Consider the following 14,648-nt stretch of genomic DNA (forward strand, 5'->3'; position numbering starts at 1 on the left):
TGCAATGGCATGTATATGCCGGCGCCGAAGCCGCATCTCGTCAAGTAACCCCTTCCCCATCTATCCACATGCCTGCCGGTGTACGGCGGGCGAGGACTTCTTATGCGCGACGAAAAGATCGTGATGTTCAATTCTCCCGAAGCCGCGAGCGTCCAAACCGTGACCGGTTGGGTAGACGCCAACGGACGGTTCTGGGGCAAAGACGAAGACATGGCCCGCTACTGCGGCTCGACTCATCGGCATTGCAAGATCAACCCGGACCATCCGATCCATGCCACCAGCGGCTCTTGCGGCGTGTGTCGGCAGGAGCGCATGGATGAACGCTTCTTGAAAATGGAAATTCGGGATTGGGTAGATGAACCGCTGGTCATTTACGACAGCGACACCTATTTCTTCGATATCGACTCGCTGCGCGACTACCTGGTCGACGCCGATCACGAACCTGATGATGTCCGGCTGTGCATCTGCGAGCCAAATTACCCGAGCGAAATCGACGCTGCTGATCACTTCTGCGATGACTTGCCTGAGGACGGCGAGCTGCAAGATGACCAGCTGATCGCCGCTTTCGAGCTGCTGAACGAGATGATCCGAAAATCAGGTCCGCTTTCATGGTCGCAGGGCTCGGTCGCGGCCCGGCTGCCAGCCGACTTCATCGCTGAAGTTAAAGCTGAGCGCGCTCAGTCACTCAACCCCGCATAGACCCCGGACGGAGGTAGCCAACATGGCAAATGCAACTGCGGCGCAGCCTTCTGGCATTACGCCGCGCTTTATCCGGGCGCGGGACGTGTACGGCTACCTCGGCATGTGTCGGGCTGAATTCGACAAGACGGTCAGACCCCACGTCCGGGAATTCCCGATCGGGAAACAGGGCATCGCCTTTGACCGGCACGAGATTGATGAGTGGGCCGACGCCTATATCCAGGCCATGGCGATTGAAAAGGTCGCCAATCAGGACAACAATCAGCCCCGCAGCGAGCGCCATGCCGGGGCCAAAGGAGCAGCCGAATGGCCCAAAAAGCAATCACAGGGCTCCAGAAAATGCCGAACGGCATCTGGAAGATTGATAAAAAATACCGGGGAGAACGAATTCAAGAAAGTACTGGAACTAGTGACCGGGCGGAAGCGGAGCAATACCTGATCCACATGCTGGAGAAGTTGCGCCAGCGGAAGGTGTACGGCGTGCGCAAGGTCCGGACGTGGCGGGAGGCGTCGATTCGCTTCCTGCTCGAGGTGAAGAACCAGGCATCGATCCACATTTCAGCCACTTACATGGAACAGCTCGACCCGTTTATTGGACACCTGCCGATCACCCATATAGATGACGATTCACTGGCCCCTTATATCCAGTCAAAGCTTCAGCCGGATAAGGGAAAGCCAGTGACGAACCGAACCGTGAATATCGCGCTGCAACGCGTCATCAGGGTTCTGAATCTATGCGCAAGGAAGTGGCGGGACGAAGAGCGGCGCCCATGGCTGGACGTGGTGCCAATGATTTCACTGCTGGACGAAAAGACGAACTCACGAAAGCCCTACCCTTTGTCCTGGGATGAGCAATCGATTCTGTTCGCTGAATTGCCAGCTCATCTGCAGACGATGGCCATGTTCAAGGTGAACACGGGTTGTCGCGAGCAAGAGGTGTGCAAATTGCAGTGGGATTGGGAGATTCCGGTACCGGAGTTGAAGACCAGTGTGTTTCTGATCCCAGCCGGGTTTGGTGGCCGAAGCGCGAAGGCCGGCGTGAAAAACCGGGATGAGCGCTTGGTGATTTTGAATGACGTTGCAAAATCAGTCATCGAGCAGCAGCGCGGCAAGCATCCGCTGTACGTGTTTCCGTTTGGCAAGCCAGATAGTGAAGGGAATGAAACGACCGTTCACCGCATGAATGACTCGGCCTGGAAGAAGGCACGAGTCAGGGCGGCGGCGAAATGGGGAGAGAAGTTCCTGCGCAAGGCCCACGATGGGTATTTGCGCATTCGTGTTCACGACCTGAAGCACACCTTTGGCAGAAGGCTACGTGCAGCAGGCGTGACAGAAGAGGATCGCAAGGCATTGCTGGGCCACAAGAACGGAAGCATCACCAGTCACTACTCAGCAGCAGAGCTGGATCAGTTGATTGCAGCGGCAAATAAGGTATCAGTAACCGACTCGCGCGCACCAGCGCTGACGATTCTGAAAAGGAGGAATGCATGATGAAAAACGGCAGGGTCACTCGAAAAGTCACTGACCCAGAAATAACAAAGCCACCAAAAGGCGGCTAAGTCATTGAAATATATGGTCGGGACGGAGTGATTCGAACACTCGACCCCTAGCACCCCATGCTAGTGCGCTACCGGACTGCGCTACGCCCCGACTAGGCGTGAATCTGTTGTCGCTCCTTGCGAAAGCGTCGAGAAATATACCCTAAGCTTTTGAATGATGGAAGTATTTTGATTCACCTACGTCAGGTGCGCAGCACGACCAAAACGTCTTCCAGTTCAGTGATCATTTGTTTGATCAATTGCTTGTACTGCAGGGAATCGTCCTTGACCTCATCGCTGGACATCCGCAAGCGGGCGCCGCCGATGGTGAAGCCTTGGTCATAGAGCAACGCACGGATCTGTCGGATCATCAGCACGTCCTGTCGCTGATAATACCGACGATTCCCGCGGCGCTTGACCGGGTTGAGTTGAGGAAACTCCTGCTCCCAATAACGCAAAACGTGCGGTTTGACCGCGCAGAGCTCGCTGACTTCACCGATGGTGAAGTAGCGTTTGCCGGGAATAGGCGGTAGCTCGTCGTTATGACTTGGTTCCAGCATAAGCCTCAACTCGGGCCTTCAGTTTCTGCCCTGGGCGAAAGGTGACCACACGGCGAGCCGTAATCGGAATTTCTTCCCCTGTCTTGGGATTTCGACCCGGTCGCTGGCGTTTATCTCGCAGGTCAAAGTTGCCGAATCCGGACAATTTGACCTGCTCGTTATCTTCCAGAGCGTGCCTGATTTCCTCAAAGAACAGCTCAACCAGTTCCTTGGCTTCTCGTTTATTCAGGCCTAGCTCTTCGTACAGACGTTCGGCCATCTCAGCTTTCGTCAGAGCCCCCATACGCTACTTCCTTAACGTGGCGTTTAACCTTTCCTCAAGCGAGGTGAGAATTTGCTGCGTCGAAGCGTTTACCTCATCGTCAGTAAGAGTGCGCGATGGATGTTGCCAGGTCAAGCCAACTGCAAGGCTTTTTCTATGCGGATCAATGCCTTTACCCTGATAAACATCAAATAACCTGAGGTCTGTCAGCCATTCCCCTGCATTTTCACGAATAACGTCCATCACCGCCGTCGCCGCGACCTCACGATCTGCGAGCAATGCCAGGTCTCGACGGACCTCAGGGAAGCGCGACAGCTCGTGGAATTTAGGCAAGCGCCCTTGGGCGACATCAGCCAGTACCAGCTCGAACACGAACACCGGGCGGTCAAGACCGAGTGTCTTGCTCAGCTCCGGGTGCAAGGCGCCGATGTACCCGACTTCGCGACCGTCTCGCTCAATGCGCGCGGTCTGACCCGGGTGAAGCGCTGGGTGTTTACCCGGCACAAAACGGAAGTCATCCAGTGCGCCTGCGAAGCCAAGCACGGCTTCAACGTCAGCCTTGACGTCGAAGAAGTCCACTGCATCGCGGCCCTGTGCCCAGCCTTCAGGCAAACGGCTGCCGCAGATCACACCTGCCAGCATAGGCTCTTGTTTCAAACCTTCCAGTTGACCGACGAAACGCAGGCCACTCTCGAACAGGCGGACGCGGTCCTGTTGACGATTGAGGTTGTGCTGAAGCGCCTTGACCAGGCCTGGCCACAGCGACGAACGCATCGCCGCCATGTCGGCGGAAATCGGGTTGGCCAACAGCAGCGGTTCGACGCCAGGATTGAACAGTTCGAACCATTTCTGATCGATGAAGCTGTACGTAATTGCCTCTTGATAACCCCGCGCAACCAACAGACGACGCAGCGCTGGCAGATCACCCTGCGCTTCGGCGCGGGCCTGAGGCGCCAGACGCGCCTGCGGATAACGAACCGGCAGACGGTTGTAACCGTACAAACGCGCCAGCTCTTCAATCAAGTCGACTTCGAGCGAGATGTCGAAACGGTGACTTGGCACTTCAACGCGCCATTGGCCCGCCGAATCAGCCGCAACCTTAAGACCCAACCCAGTGAGCAGGCGCTCGACTTCAGTGGCGTCCATCTTCATGCCGAGCATCTGCTCGATACGATCGGCGCGCAGGGTGACGGGTGCAATTGACGGCAAATGTTGCTCGCTGACGGTTTCGATGACCGGACCGGCTTCGCCACCCGTGATCTCGAGAAGCAAGCCCGTGGCGCGCTCCATCGCTTCACGCGCGAGCTGCCAGTCAACACCGCGCTCATAGCGGTGCGAGGCGTCGGTGTGCAGGCCATACGAGCGCGCTTTACCGGCAACTGCGATTTGATCGAAGAAAGCACTTTCCAGAAAGATGTCACGCGTAGTCGCGGTGTTCACGCCACTGTGTTCGCCGCCCATGACGCCCGCGATCGCCAAAGCGCGCTGGTGATCGGCGATGACCAAGGTGTCGGCGCGCAGGCTGACTTCCTGGCCGTCCAGCAGAACAAGCTTCTCACCCTCTTCCGCCATTCGAACGCGTATACCGCCGTTGATCTCGGCGAGATCGAACGCATGCAGTGGCTGTCCCAGCTCGAGCATGACGTAGTTGGTGATGTCGACGGCGGCGTCGATGCTGCGCACCTCGGAACGGCGCAGACGCTCAACCATCCAGAGCGGAGTCGGACGAGACAAGTCAACGTTACGAATGACACGACCCAGGTAACGCGGGCACGCGGCCGGCGCCAGGACGTCGACCGAGCGCACTTCATCGTGGACCGCTGGAACAACGGCAACCTGTGGACGTGTAACGGTCGCGTCATACAATGCGCCCACTTCACGGGCCAGACCGGCGACGGACAGGCAGTCGCCACGGTTAGGCGTCAGGTCGACTTCGATGCTGGCGTCGTCCAGCTCCAGGTAGGCACGGAAATCCTTGCCCACCGGCGCGTCAGCCGGCAATTCCATCAGGCCGTCGTTGCCCTCGCCCACGTGCAGCTCAGCCTGTGAGCAGAGCATGCCATTGGACTCAACGCCACGGAGCTTCGCTTTCTTGATCTTGAAGTCGCCCGGCAATTCGGCGCCGATCATGGCGAAAGGAATCTTCAGGCCTGGGCGCACGTTGGGCGCACCGCAGACAACCTGAAACGTTTCCGAACCATTGCTGACCTGACAAACGCGCAGTTTGTCAGCGTCTGGGTGCTGTTCGGTGCTGACCACTTCACCCACCACAACACCACTGAAAACTCCGGCGGCCGGGGTCACGCTATCGACCTCCAGACCCGCCATCGACAGACGCGCTACCAGCTCGTCACGGGAGACTTGCGGGCTTACCCAGCCGCGCAACCACTGTTCACTGAATTTCATCCTGCTCTCCTGATAGATTCGTTACGGATCTGCGACCTGACCACCGCACGAACACCACCCATCCGGTGGCGTCGCGCAGGGTCCCTAGCGAAATTGCGCGAGGAACCGCAAGTCGTTGTCGAAGAACAGGCGCAAGTCATTGACGCCGTAACGCAGCATGGCGAGACGCTCTGCGCCCATGCCGAAAGCAAAGCCCTGGAATTCTTCCGGATCGATGCCGGACATACGCAGCACGTTCGGATGAACCATGCCGCAGCCCATGACTTCCAGCCAGCCGGTCTGCTTGCAGACGCGGCAGCCTTTACCGCTGCACATCACGCACTCCATATCGACTTCGGCGGAAGGCTCGGTAAACGGGAAGTACGAGGGGCGGAAACGCACTGCCAGTTCTTTTTCAAAGAACACGCGCAGAAACTCTTCGATGGTGCCCTTCAGGTCGGCGAAATTGATATCGCGGTCGACCAGCAGGCCTTCGACCTGATGGAACATCGGGGAGTGAGTGATATCGGAGTCGCTACGGTACACACGGCCTGGACAGACGATGCGGATCGGCGGTTTGTTCGATTCCATGGTGCGGACCTGTACCGGCGAGGTATGGGTGCGCAGCAACATGTTCGCATTGAAATAGAAGGTGTCATGCATCGACCGGGCCGGGTGATGGCCTGGGATGTTGAGCGCTTCAAAGTTGTGGTAATCGTCTTCCACCTCAGGACCTTCGGCGATGCCGTAGCCAATGTGGGTGAAAAATTGTTCGATACGCTCCAGAGTCCGGGTGACAGGGTGCAGACCACCCGTGGCCTGTCCGCGGCCAGGCAGGGTTACGTCAATCGATTCGGCGGCGAGTTTGGCGGCAAGATCCGCTTCCTCGAACGACGCCTTACGCGCATTGAGAACCTCTGTGACACGCTCCTTGGCAACGTTGATCAGGGCGCCGACTTGCGGACGCTCTTCAGCCGGCAAATTCCCCAGGGTCTTCATCACCTGAGTCAATTCACCCTTCTTGCCGAGGTAGTGAACCCGGATTTGCTCCAGGGCATTGATATCTTCGGCGCTTTGCACAGCCTCAAGTGCTTGAGAGACCAGCGCGTCCAGGTTTTCCATGTACAGACTCCAGATACGAAATAGGGGAAGAGCTTACAAGGCTCTTCCCCTATCTATGACGTTTAACACCGAACCCCGAAACGAGGTCCGGTGATTGCCGGGGACTTAGGCCAGAGTGGCTTTAGCTTTCTCGACAATCGCAGCAAACGCCGCTTTTTCGTTCACTGCCAGATCAGCCAGAACCTTACGGTCGATTTCGATCGACGCTTTTTTCAGGCCAGCGATGAAACGGCTGTAGGACAGACCGTTGATACGCGCACCAGCGTTGATACGAGCGATCCACAGAGCGCGGAACTGACGTTTTTTCTGACGACGGTCACGGTAGGCGTATTGGCCTGCCTTGATTACCGCTTGCTTGGCAACACGGAATACGCGTGAACGCGCGCCGTAGTAGCCTTTAGCAAGTTTCAGAATTTTTTTGTGACGCTTACGGGCAATGACGCCACGCTTTACACGAGCCATGAGTTACTTCCTCTATTCTTGATCAAAATTAACGAAGGCGCAGCATGCGCTCGACTTTTGCCACGTCAGACGGATGCAGCAGGCTGCTTCCGCGCAGTTGACGCTTACGCTTGGTCGACATTTTGGTCAGGATGTGGCTCTTGAAAGCGTGTTTGTGCTTGATGCCATTCGCGGTTTTCAGAAACCGCTTAGCTGCACCACTTTTAGTCTTCATCTTTGGCATGTTCGGATACTCCGCATTCAGTTGATAAACATAACCGCAAGGCCTGCCGTGCCCTGGTGGTTATTTCTTCTTTTTCGGGGCGATGACCATGATCAGCTGGCGTCCTTCCATCTTAGGATGCTGTTCGACGGCGCCGTATTCGAGCAGGTCTTGTTCAACCCGCTTCAACAGCTCCATACCCAGCTCCTGGTGGGCCATCTCACGACCGCGGAATCTCAACGATACCTTGGCCCTGTCCCCGTCACTCAGGAAACGTACCAGGTTGCGTAGTTTTACCTGGTAATCCCCTTCCTCCGTCCCTGGACGAAACTTGATTTCTTTAACCTGAATCTGCTTCTGGTTTTTCTTCGCCGCAGCAACCTGCTTCTTCTTCTCGAAGATAGACTTGCCGTAATCCATCACACGACAGACCGGCGGTATTGCGTCGGCAGAAATCTCTACCAGATCAAGCTTGGCTTCTTCAGCTATACGAAGCGCTTCATCAATCGAGACGATGCCAACCTGCTCGCCGTCAGCGCCAATTAACCGAACCTCGCGTGCCGAGATATTCTCGTTGATCGGGGCCTTCGGTGCAGCTCGTTTATCTTGTCTCATTTCACGCTTAATAATAATTACTCCGAATCTTGGCGACCACGCCGGGAAACCGCTTGTGCAAGGAACTCCGAGAATTGAGCGACCGGCATTGAGCCGAGGTCTGCGCCTTCACGGGTACGCACAGCGACAGTTTGCGTTTCAACCTCCCGATCCCCAATGACGAGGAGATAAGGAACCTTGAGCAAAGTATGCTCGCGGATTTTAAAGCCGATCTTTTCATTTCTCAAGTCGGACTTGGCACGAAACCCGCTTTCAGCCAGAGTTTTTTCCACCTCAAGGGCAAAATCTGCCTGTTTATCAGTGATATTCATGATCACTGCCTGAGTTGGAGCCAGCCAGGCGGGGAATGCACCTTCGTAGTGCTCGATCAGAATTCCGATGAAACGCTCGAAAGAACCGAGAATCGCACGGTGCAACATGACCGGATGCTTACGACCGTTGTCTTCCGAAACAAATTCGGCACCCAAACGGATTGGCAGGTTGAAATCGAGCTGCAATGTACCGCATTGCCACACGCGACCCAAGCAATCCTTGAGGGAAAATTCAATTTTCGGGCCATAGAACGCGCCCTCGCCCGGCTGCAGATCGTACGGCAGGCCCGCGCTGTCCAGTGCGGCCGCCAACGCAGCTTCCGCGCGATCCCACAAGTCATCAGAGCCGACACGCTTTTCAGGACGGGTCGACAGCTTCATCTCGATGTCCTTAAAGCCGAAGTCGGCATAGACATCCATGGTCAGCTTGATGAACGCAGCGGATTCAGCCTGCATCTGCTCTTCGGTGCAGAAGATGTGGGCGTCATCCTGAGTGAACGCACGCACACGCATGATGCCGTGCAACGCACCCGACGGTTCGTTACGGTGACAGGCGCCGAACTCGGCCAGCCGCATCGGCAGCTCGCGGTAGCTCTTCAGGCCTTGATTGAACACCTGCACATGGCAAGGGCAGTTCATCGGCTTGATCGCGTAGTCGCGGCTTTCAGATTCGGTGGTGAACATGTTTTCAGCGTAGTTGGCCCAGTGCCCGGATTTCTCCCACAGCGAGCGGTCAACAACCTGCGGCGTCTTGATTTCCAGATAGCCATTTTCACGCTGGGTCTTGCGCATGTATTGCTCAAGCACCTGATACAGCGTCCAGCCGTTCGGGTGCCAGAACACCATGCCTGGCGCTTCTTCCTGGGTGTGGAACAGGCCCAGACGCTTGCCGATCTTGCGATGGTCGCGTTTTTCCGCTTCTTCGATGCGCTGGATGTAAGCAGCCAGTTGCTTCTTGTCAGCCCAGGCGGTGCCGTACACGCGCTGCAGCTGCTCGTTCTTGGCGTCGCCGCGCCAGTAGGCGCCGGACAGCTTGGTCAATTTGAACGACTTGAGGAAGCGGGTATTCGGCACGTGCGGACCACGGCACATGTCGACATATTCTTCGTGGTAGTAGAGGCCCATCGCCGTTTCATTCGGCATGTCCTCGACCAGGCGCAGTTTGTAGTCTTCGCCACGCGCCTTGAACACCTCGATCACTTCCGCGCGCGGAGTGACTTTCTTGATGACGTCGTAATCCTTTTCGATCAGCTGCTGCATGCGCTGCTCGATCGCTGCCATGTCATCTGGCGTGAACGGGCGCTCGTAGGCGATATCGTAATAGAAGCCGTCATCGATCACCGGACCAATCACCATTTTGGCGGTCGGGTACAGTTGCTTGACCGCGTGACCAACCAGGTGTGCGCAGGAGTGACGAATGATCTCCAGGCCTTCATGGTCTTTCGGGGTGATGATTTGCAGACTCGCGTCGGCAGTGATGATGTCGCTGGCATCGACCAGTTGACCGTTGACCTTGCCGGCAACGGTGGCTTTAGCCAGGCCCGCGCCAATGGAGGCCGCGACCTCGGCAACAGAGACCGGGTGATCGAAAGAACGTTGACTGCCGTCGGGAAGAGTAATAGTTGGCATGGCGCCTCCTCTCCTAGTGGTGACCCCTACCAAAGGTCACGTGGGTTGGGATAGAGCCAGTACGCGATTCGGTGGTGTACCTGCCTCACAGTGGCAGGAGCCCAAAGGCCAACCGTTGGACCGAACCAGAGTGACTGGATTTGACGAAATCGACAGGCATCGCTTCACGCAGCACCTGCCCCGCGAGACGCGAGCGAATCTACAGGACGCGCATCCTAGCACAGACCGTCTGTCGCGGGTCACATAACCCGGCTGCCGCGGCCATAAAGTTTTCTTCGATTACTGTGGGAAGGTTCCGAACACTGAACTGGTGCGAATCCCTGCCGTCAGATTAACCGAGACCCGTTAAAGACCTGTGCTTTCGCAGGTTCCACAGACAAAAAGGAAACAACCATGAAGCTTCTACGTGTTGCCGCCCTCCTCGCACCGTTGGCGTTGACTCTTCCGATCAGCGCTCATGCCGCCATGGACGCAAAAACCAAGACGACTTACATGAATGAGTGCTCCGCCGCCGCCACCCAGAACAATCCGGGGATGGACGCCAAGGCCGTGCAAGCGCATTGCGAATGCGGCGCTCAACAGATCAACAAAAACTTCTCGGACAAGGAGATCGCCTCGTTGAATGACAAAACGACACCTCCGAGTACCGAAATGACCTCTCGCCTGCAAAAAGCGGTCGGCGAGAACTGCCTCAAAGGCAAAAAATAAAAAATTTACATTCCGCGATGAGAAGGCCTCAGCCTTCTCGACGGGACACCTGCCAAGAACAACCGAAGCCCCCGAAATACGGGGGCTTCAGTCACTCTTAAGGCTCTGAACGGCGGCTCATCCCCGAGTTGAAACGGCAATGCAGACGCGCTTTTTGGCCATTATATTTGCGGTAATGGCGCAAAGTTCTTACTGAAAAAGTCCAGCATTCACACAATTCGACTATGATAGCCCCCGTGTGCCCAGTTGGCCTGAGCAGCACAGCACTACTGAATATTATGTTTCTGGAGATACACCATGTCTAATCGCCAAACCGGCACCGTAAAATGGTTCAACGATGAAAAAGGCTTCGGCTTTATCACTCCACAGGGTGGCGGTGACGACCTGTTCGTACACTTCAAAGCTATCGAATCCGACGGTTTCAAAAGCCTGAAAGAAGGCCAGACTGTCTCTTTCGTGGCTGAGAAAGGCCAAAAGGGCATGCAAGCCGCTCAGGTTCGCCCGGAGTAATCCGAGCGCGCTAAAAAAACCCCGTCACTGACGGGGTTTTTTTGTGCCTCAAAAACGGTACTTAGCCGCAATTGACACGATTGACCGTTGCGGCCTGATCGGTATTCATATTCAGGCGATCCGAACGGTACTCCAGCGTCACCATGTCATTGGGCCCAAGCACTCTGGCCGTCTGTGCACCCGCCTTGACGCGCGCCTGCTCCAGCAGCGCCGCCGATGCCGGTTTGCCCACCGCAAATTGTACAGCGGCAGCATCACAACGGGAGTGACCGGATTCGGTGGCAACCGCGCTCTCCGCCGGTTTCGACGACTCGGAGGTACTGCTGCACCCCGCCAGCACTGCCACCAACAAAACCAGACCCGATGATGCATGTTTCCAGGGCATATGAACTCCTTACATTTAACGTGAACCAGAACCTGTGCGACAGCGATCAATCCGCAGGGTTTCGCTGACACCCTAAAAAACGCGGTCTGGCGGTGTCGCCGACAAAGCCCGAAGTCTGCCGGAGACCGACCTTGGCCTGGGCAAACAAATCGTCACAAAACGTTTGGAAAGTCGCTCACCCCTGAGCGCTAGTAAACATCCACATAATCCATGCGGGGGTCTGCCCAGTTATCCCGCAAGGCGTTGTAGATCTGCGTCACCCAGACCGCATCGCTCGCCGCGACCGGACCGACACAGCCGGAGCCGGCAGCCCATGTTTCGAGTCGAAACAACAGGCCGTCGATATCGACCCCGCCTACTGCCGCACTCGACAGCCATGCTTTGCCATCACGGCTGACCCGTAGCTGGTTATGGGTATTGTCATTTGCGCTTGCGATCATCTGCCGCACAGCTTCGAGGGTAAAAGATCGTGAATCGGTCAGATCGATAGACACCGGTAAGGCCCTGCCATGAAAGTCAGCAATTCTGGCATGCATCGGTGTTTATGCCTAAGTAGCAGTGCGCAAAAGCAGACAAGATGGTTTACTGCACGCCCTGCTCGCACGCTCAACCGCGGGTATTGATGGCAGGAATTGACAGTTTTCGAGAGGGACGAGACACCATGGCAATCGTATCGATCGATGCGGACATCAAGGCGAAATGGCCCCAGGGACACTGTGCGCACAGCCCGGGAAGCCCGGAGGAACTGGCCATCATTGCAGTCGATCTGCTGGTCAAGGAACTGGGCACCTCGGGTGCCCAGAATTTCATGAACCAGGTGTTTCTGCGCTATTCCACCGAGGTTCTGGACAACGCTTGATCGCGATTACTTGAGACGTCCAAGACGCTGGGTCAGCAGGTCGAAGAAGCCTTGGGCATCGCCATTTTCGACCCAGAACACGTTCTTGTTCTGTCCCAGCGTGTCATACCAGTCGGCAACCGTCTGACCAAAGCCAGGGCCTTCACGGCTGTCGATCACCAGGTTGACCTGCCTGCCGCTGAACAGCTCTGGCTTCAGCAGCCATGCGATGACGCTGGCGTCATGCACCGGGCCACCTGGCAGCCCGTAATGCACCATGTCAGCCTTGACGTACTCATTGAGAATACTGCCGACCCGCTTGCCTGCCTGGTTGTTCAAGGCTTCGATCTGCTTGAGGCGCTGATCGCTGGTGAGAATCTTGTGCGTCACATCCAGCGGCACGTAGGTCAGTTTGACCCCGCTGGCCAGGACAACCTTGGCGGCATCCGGATCGGCATATAGATTGAATTCCGCCACTGGCGTGATGTTGCCGCCGTTGAAGTGCGCGCCGCCCATCACCACCACTTCCTTGATGCCTTGCGTGATCTCCGGCGCTTGAACCAGCGCAAGCGCCAGGTTGGTTTGCGGCCCAAGCATGGCAATGGTGATGCTATGAGGCGCAGCGTTGCGCAGCGTCTCCACCAGGTACTGCACCGCATTACCCTCAGCCAGACCTTTTTTCGGTTCGTGCACCTCGACGCCCGGAAGACCTTCCTTGCCGTGAATGTTCTCGGCATAGATCGGCGTGCGCACCAGCGGCCGACCGGCGCCCGCGTAAACCGGTACTTCCTCGCGCCCCGCCCATTCCCGGGCCAGGCGTGCGTTACGCGACGTTTTATCAATGCGTACGTTGCCGGCCACCGTGGTGATCGCCATGACGTTCAGCTCTTCAGGAGAGGCCAAAGCCAACAGCAGCGCGACGACGTCGTCCGCCCCGGGATCGGTGTCGATGATCAGGTCGCGTTTTTCGGCGGCTTGAACAGCCGTGGCGCAAAGGATGGCCAAAAGGGCAACGCTCCTGATCAGGTGAACAAAAACGTGACGACTTGTGTGCATAGGAAACTCCCTGTTTCTTGAGGATGGCACGAAAAGCGGTGGCGTCAGAAGACGACGCCGGACACCAGTGCAATGTTCGTGTACGGCTGGCATTCACCGGTGCGCACAATGGCGCGAGCGTTGCGGCTCAACTGCTTCAACGCTTCATGGCTGACAAGACGCTGCTCGCCCAGATGGCCTGCTGCGTTAAGGGTGTCGAGCACGGTCAACGCCGGCGGCTGTTTTTCACGCATTTCATCGGCGAGCACGTGGCTTTCCACCTGCATTTCAGCAAGCACGGTGTTCAACACACTGACGAAGTCAGGCACTCCGCGGGTGACGGCCAGATCAATGAGCTCGACGCCCGCAGGCACCGGCATCCCGGCGTCGACGATCATCAGGATATCGCCATGCCCCAGCGACGCGACCACCCGTGACAGCGCGATATTGAGCAGTGGTGTTTTTTTCATGGCTGATAACCCTGGACTTCGTTGAAGGTGGGAATGGAAGGCTGAGCGCCAGAACGGGTGACGGACAACGCCGCCGCGATCTGTCCGAAACGTATCGCGTCCGGCTCAGACTTGCCTTCAGCCAGCGCCGCCGCAAACCCGCCGACAAACGTGTCACCTGCCGCAGTGGTATCGACCGCTTTGACCTTTGGCGCCGGGAAATGCGCAGAACCTGACTGACTGGCGAATAACGCCCCTTGCTCACCCAAGGTGACAATGACCTTGCCCACACCCGACGCAAGCAAGGCCGTGGCGGCTGCATCGGCCGTCGCCACGCTGTCGACCGGCACCCCTGTCAACGCTGTCGCCTCGCTTTCGTTCGGGATCAGGTAATCAATCCAGGCGTACCATTCAGCGGGTAACGGACCGCTCGCCGGAGCGGGATTGAGGATGACCGTCTTACCCAGCTCGCGCCCTCGCTTGAGGACATGGCCAACGGTGGCCATCGGGACTTCCAGCTGGCAGATGATCACGTCGGCCTGGCTGAGCAACGCGTCGAAACGGTCGACCACACTGGCACTGACCTGCCCATTGCCGCCGGCAACGATAACGATCGCGTTCTGGCTGCTGTCGTCCACGACGATCAGCGCAACCCCGGTCGACTCACCGGCAATGGCGGTCACGGCCTGACAATCAACGCCCTCGGCCAACAAAGCGGCGCGCAACTGCTCACCGTAGGCGTCATCACCGACACAACCGATCATGGCCACACTGGCGCCGAGACGCGCCGCCGCGACCGCCTGGTTTGCGCCCTTCCCGCCCGGGACCGTGACGAACGACTGCCCGGCGAGGGTTTCACCGGCGCGTGGCAAGCGCGGCGCGCGTGTCACCAGGTCCATATTGAGGCTGCCCACTATCACAACTTTTGCTTGCATGAC

The 14,648-nt window shown here is 57.2% G+C and carries 19 protein-coding genes and 1 tRNA gene; 6 read left to right on the top strand and 14 right to left on the bottom strand.

What is annotated here, in order from left to right; genetic code table 11:
* Positions 1–102: 102 nt before the first annotated feature.
* The 3 genes from BLS87_RS14505 to BLS87_RS14510 are packed head-to-tail and all read left to right on the top strand — an operon-like array spanning position 103 to position 2,190.
* Positions 103–699, top strand: coding sequence for a hypothetical protein (locus BLS87_RS14505; protein WP_074753185.1), 597 nt, complete (start codon positions 103–105; stop codon positions 697–699).
* A 22-nt stretch (positions 700–721) separates the two neighbouring features.
* Positions 722–1,138 (top strand): helix-turn-helix transcriptional regulator, encoded by a 417-nt coding sequence (locus tag BLS87_RS34640; protein ID WP_143024386.1) that lies wholly within the window; start codon positions 722–724, stop codon positions 1,136–1,138.
* Positions 1,039–2,190 carry a tyrosine-type recombinase/integrase gene (locus BLS87_RS14510; RefSeq protein ID WP_244165845.1) on the top strand — a complete coding sequence of 384 codons (1,152 nt, stop codon included), beginning with the start codon at positions 1,039–1,041 and terminating at the stop codon, positions 2,188–2,190. Before BLS87_RS34640 ends, BLS87_RS14510 begins: the two co-directional genes overlap by 100 nt.
* 82 nt (positions 2,191–2,272) lie before the next feature.
* Here the strand turns inward: BLS87_RS14510 and BLS87_RS14515 are convergent.
* The 9 genes from BLS87_RS14515 to thrS all read right to left on the bottom strand — a co-directional run bounded on the left by BLS87_RS14515 (position 2,273) and on the right by thrS (position 9,785).
* Positions 2,273–2,349: transfer RNA gene (locus tag BLS87_RS14515), tRNA-Pro, on the bottom strand.
* A gap of 91 nt (positions 2,350–2,440) precedes the next feature.
* On the bottom strand, positions 2,441–2,797 hold the full coding sequence (locus BLS87_RS14520) for a MerR family transcriptional regulator (RefSeq protein ID WP_074753187.1): 357 nt from the start codon (positions 2,795–2,797) through the stop codon (positions 2,441–2,443).
* Positions 2,778–3,080, bottom strand: coding sequence for an integration host factor subunit alpha (gene ihfA / locus BLS87_RS14525; RefSeq protein ID WP_002553164.1), 303 nt, complete (start codon positions 3,078–3,080; stop codon positions 2,778–2,780). The genes BLS87_RS14520 and ihfA overlap by 20 nt, the downstream gene beginning before the upstream one ends.
* 3 nt (positions 3,081–3,083) lie before the next feature.
* On the bottom strand, positions 3,084–5,465 hold the full coding sequence (gene pheT, locus BLS87_RS14530) for a phenylalanine--tRNA ligase subunit beta (RefSeq protein WP_074753188.1): 2,382 nt from the start codon (positions 5,463–5,465) through the stop codon (positions 3,084–3,086).
* Positions 5,466–5,549: 84 nt separating this feature from the next.
* A complete protein-coding gene (gene pheS / locus BLS87_RS14535) occupies positions 5,550–6,566 on the bottom strand; it encodes a phenylalanine--tRNA ligase subunit alpha (protein ID WP_074753189.1) in 1,017 nt (338 codons plus the stop codon).
* A 105-nt stretch (positions 6,567–6,671) separates the two neighbouring features.
* Positions 6,672–7,028 carry a 50S ribosomal protein L20 gene (gene rplT / locus BLS87_RS14540; RefSeq protein WP_007905879.1) on the bottom strand — a complete coding sequence of 119 codons (357 nt, stop codon included), beginning with the start codon at positions 7,026–7,028 and terminating at the stop codon, positions 6,672–6,674.
* 28 nt (positions 7,029–7,056) lie between these two features.
* The gene (gene rpmI, locus BLS87_RS14545; protein ID WP_002553160.1) at positions 7,057–7,251 is read right to left on the bottom strand and encodes a 50S ribosomal protein L35; all 195 of its coding nucleotides are present in this window, start codon (positions 7,249–7,251) and stop codon (positions 7,057–7,059) included.
* Positions 7,252–7,311: 60 nt separating this feature from the next.
* Positions 7,312–7,863: a translation initiation factor IF-3 gene (gene infC, locus BLS87_RS14550; RefSeq protein WP_208605171.1), complete on the bottom strand. Its 552-nt coding sequence runs from the start codon at positions 7,861–7,863 to the stop codon at positions 7,312–7,314.
* Positions 7,863–9,785, bottom strand: coding sequence for a threonine--tRNA ligase (gene thrS, locus BLS87_RS14555; protein WP_074753191.1), 1,923 nt, complete (start codon positions 9,783–9,785; stop codon positions 7,863–7,865). The genes infC and thrS overlap by 1 nt, the downstream gene beginning before the upstream one ends.
* A 393-nt stretch (positions 9,786–10,178) precedes the next feature.
* Here thrS and BLS87_RS14560 point away from each other — a divergent pair, with 393 nt between their 5' ends.
* A complete protein-coding gene (locus BLS87_RS14560; RefSeq protein WP_074753192.1) occupies positions 10,179–10,493 on the top strand; it encodes a hypothetical protein in 315 nt (104 codons plus the stop codon).
* A gap of 297 nt (positions 10,494–10,790) precedes the next feature.
* Positions 10,791–11,003: a cold-shock protein gene (locus BLS87_RS14565; protein ID WP_003179963.1), complete on the top strand. Its 213-nt coding sequence runs from the start codon at positions 10,791–10,793 to the stop codon at positions 11,001–11,003.
* Between the two features lie 61 nt (positions 11,004–11,064).
* Here BLS87_RS14565 and BLS87_RS14570 read toward each other — a convergent pair whose 3' ends face one another.
* Positions 11,065–11,388 carry an I78 family peptidase inhibitor gene (locus BLS87_RS14570; RefSeq protein WP_074753193.1) on the bottom strand — a complete coding sequence of 108 codons (324 nt, stop codon included), beginning with the start codon at positions 11,386–11,388 and terminating at the stop codon, positions 11,065–11,067.
* A 188-nt stretch (positions 11,389–11,576) separates the two neighbouring features.
* A complete protein-coding gene (locus BLS87_RS14575) occupies positions 11,577–11,882 on the bottom strand; it encodes a hypothetical protein (RefSeq protein ID WP_074753488.1) in 306 nt (101 codons plus the stop codon).
* A gap of 167 nt (positions 11,883–12,049) precedes the next feature.
* Here BLS87_RS14575 and BLS87_RS14580 point away from each other — a divergent pair, with 167 nt between their 5' ends.
* Positions 12,050–12,247 carry a hypothetical protein gene (locus BLS87_RS14580; RefSeq protein WP_074753194.1) on the top strand — a complete coding sequence of 66 codons (198 nt, stop codon included), beginning with the start codon at positions 12,050–12,052 and terminating at the stop codon, positions 12,245–12,247.
* 6 nt (positions 12,248–12,253) lie between these two features.
* Here the strand turns inward: BLS87_RS14580 and BLS87_RS14585 are convergent, their stop codons facing one another.
* The 3 genes from BLS87_RS14585 to rbsK are packed head-to-tail and all read right to left on the bottom strand — an operon-like array spanning position 12,254 to position 14,645.
* Positions 12,254–13,282: a nucleoside hydrolase gene (locus BLS87_RS14585; RefSeq protein ID WP_074753195.1), complete on the bottom strand. Its 1,029-nt coding sequence runs from the start codon at positions 13,280–13,282 to the stop codon at positions 12,254–12,256.
* 44 nt (positions 13,283–13,326) lie between these two features.
* Positions 13,327–13,731, bottom strand: coding sequence for a D-ribose pyranase (gene rbsD / locus BLS87_RS14590; protein ID WP_074753196.1), 405 nt, complete (start codon positions 13,729–13,731; stop codon positions 13,327–13,329).
* Positions 13,728–14,645 (bottom strand): ribokinase, encoded by a 918-nt coding sequence (gene rbsK / locus BLS87_RS14595; protein WP_074753197.1) that lies wholly within the window; start codon positions 14,643–14,645, stop codon positions 13,728–13,730. Before rbsK ends, rbsD begins: the two co-directional genes overlap by 4 nt.
* Positions 14,646–14,648: the final 3 nt, after the last annotated feature.

Origin of the sequence: Pseudomonas abietaniphila (assembly GCF_900100795.1) — a bacterium.
Classification (GTDB): domain Bacteria; phylum Pseudomonadota; class Gammaproteobacteria; order Pseudomonadales; family Pseudomonadaceae; genus Aquipseudomonas; species Aquipseudomonas abietaniphila.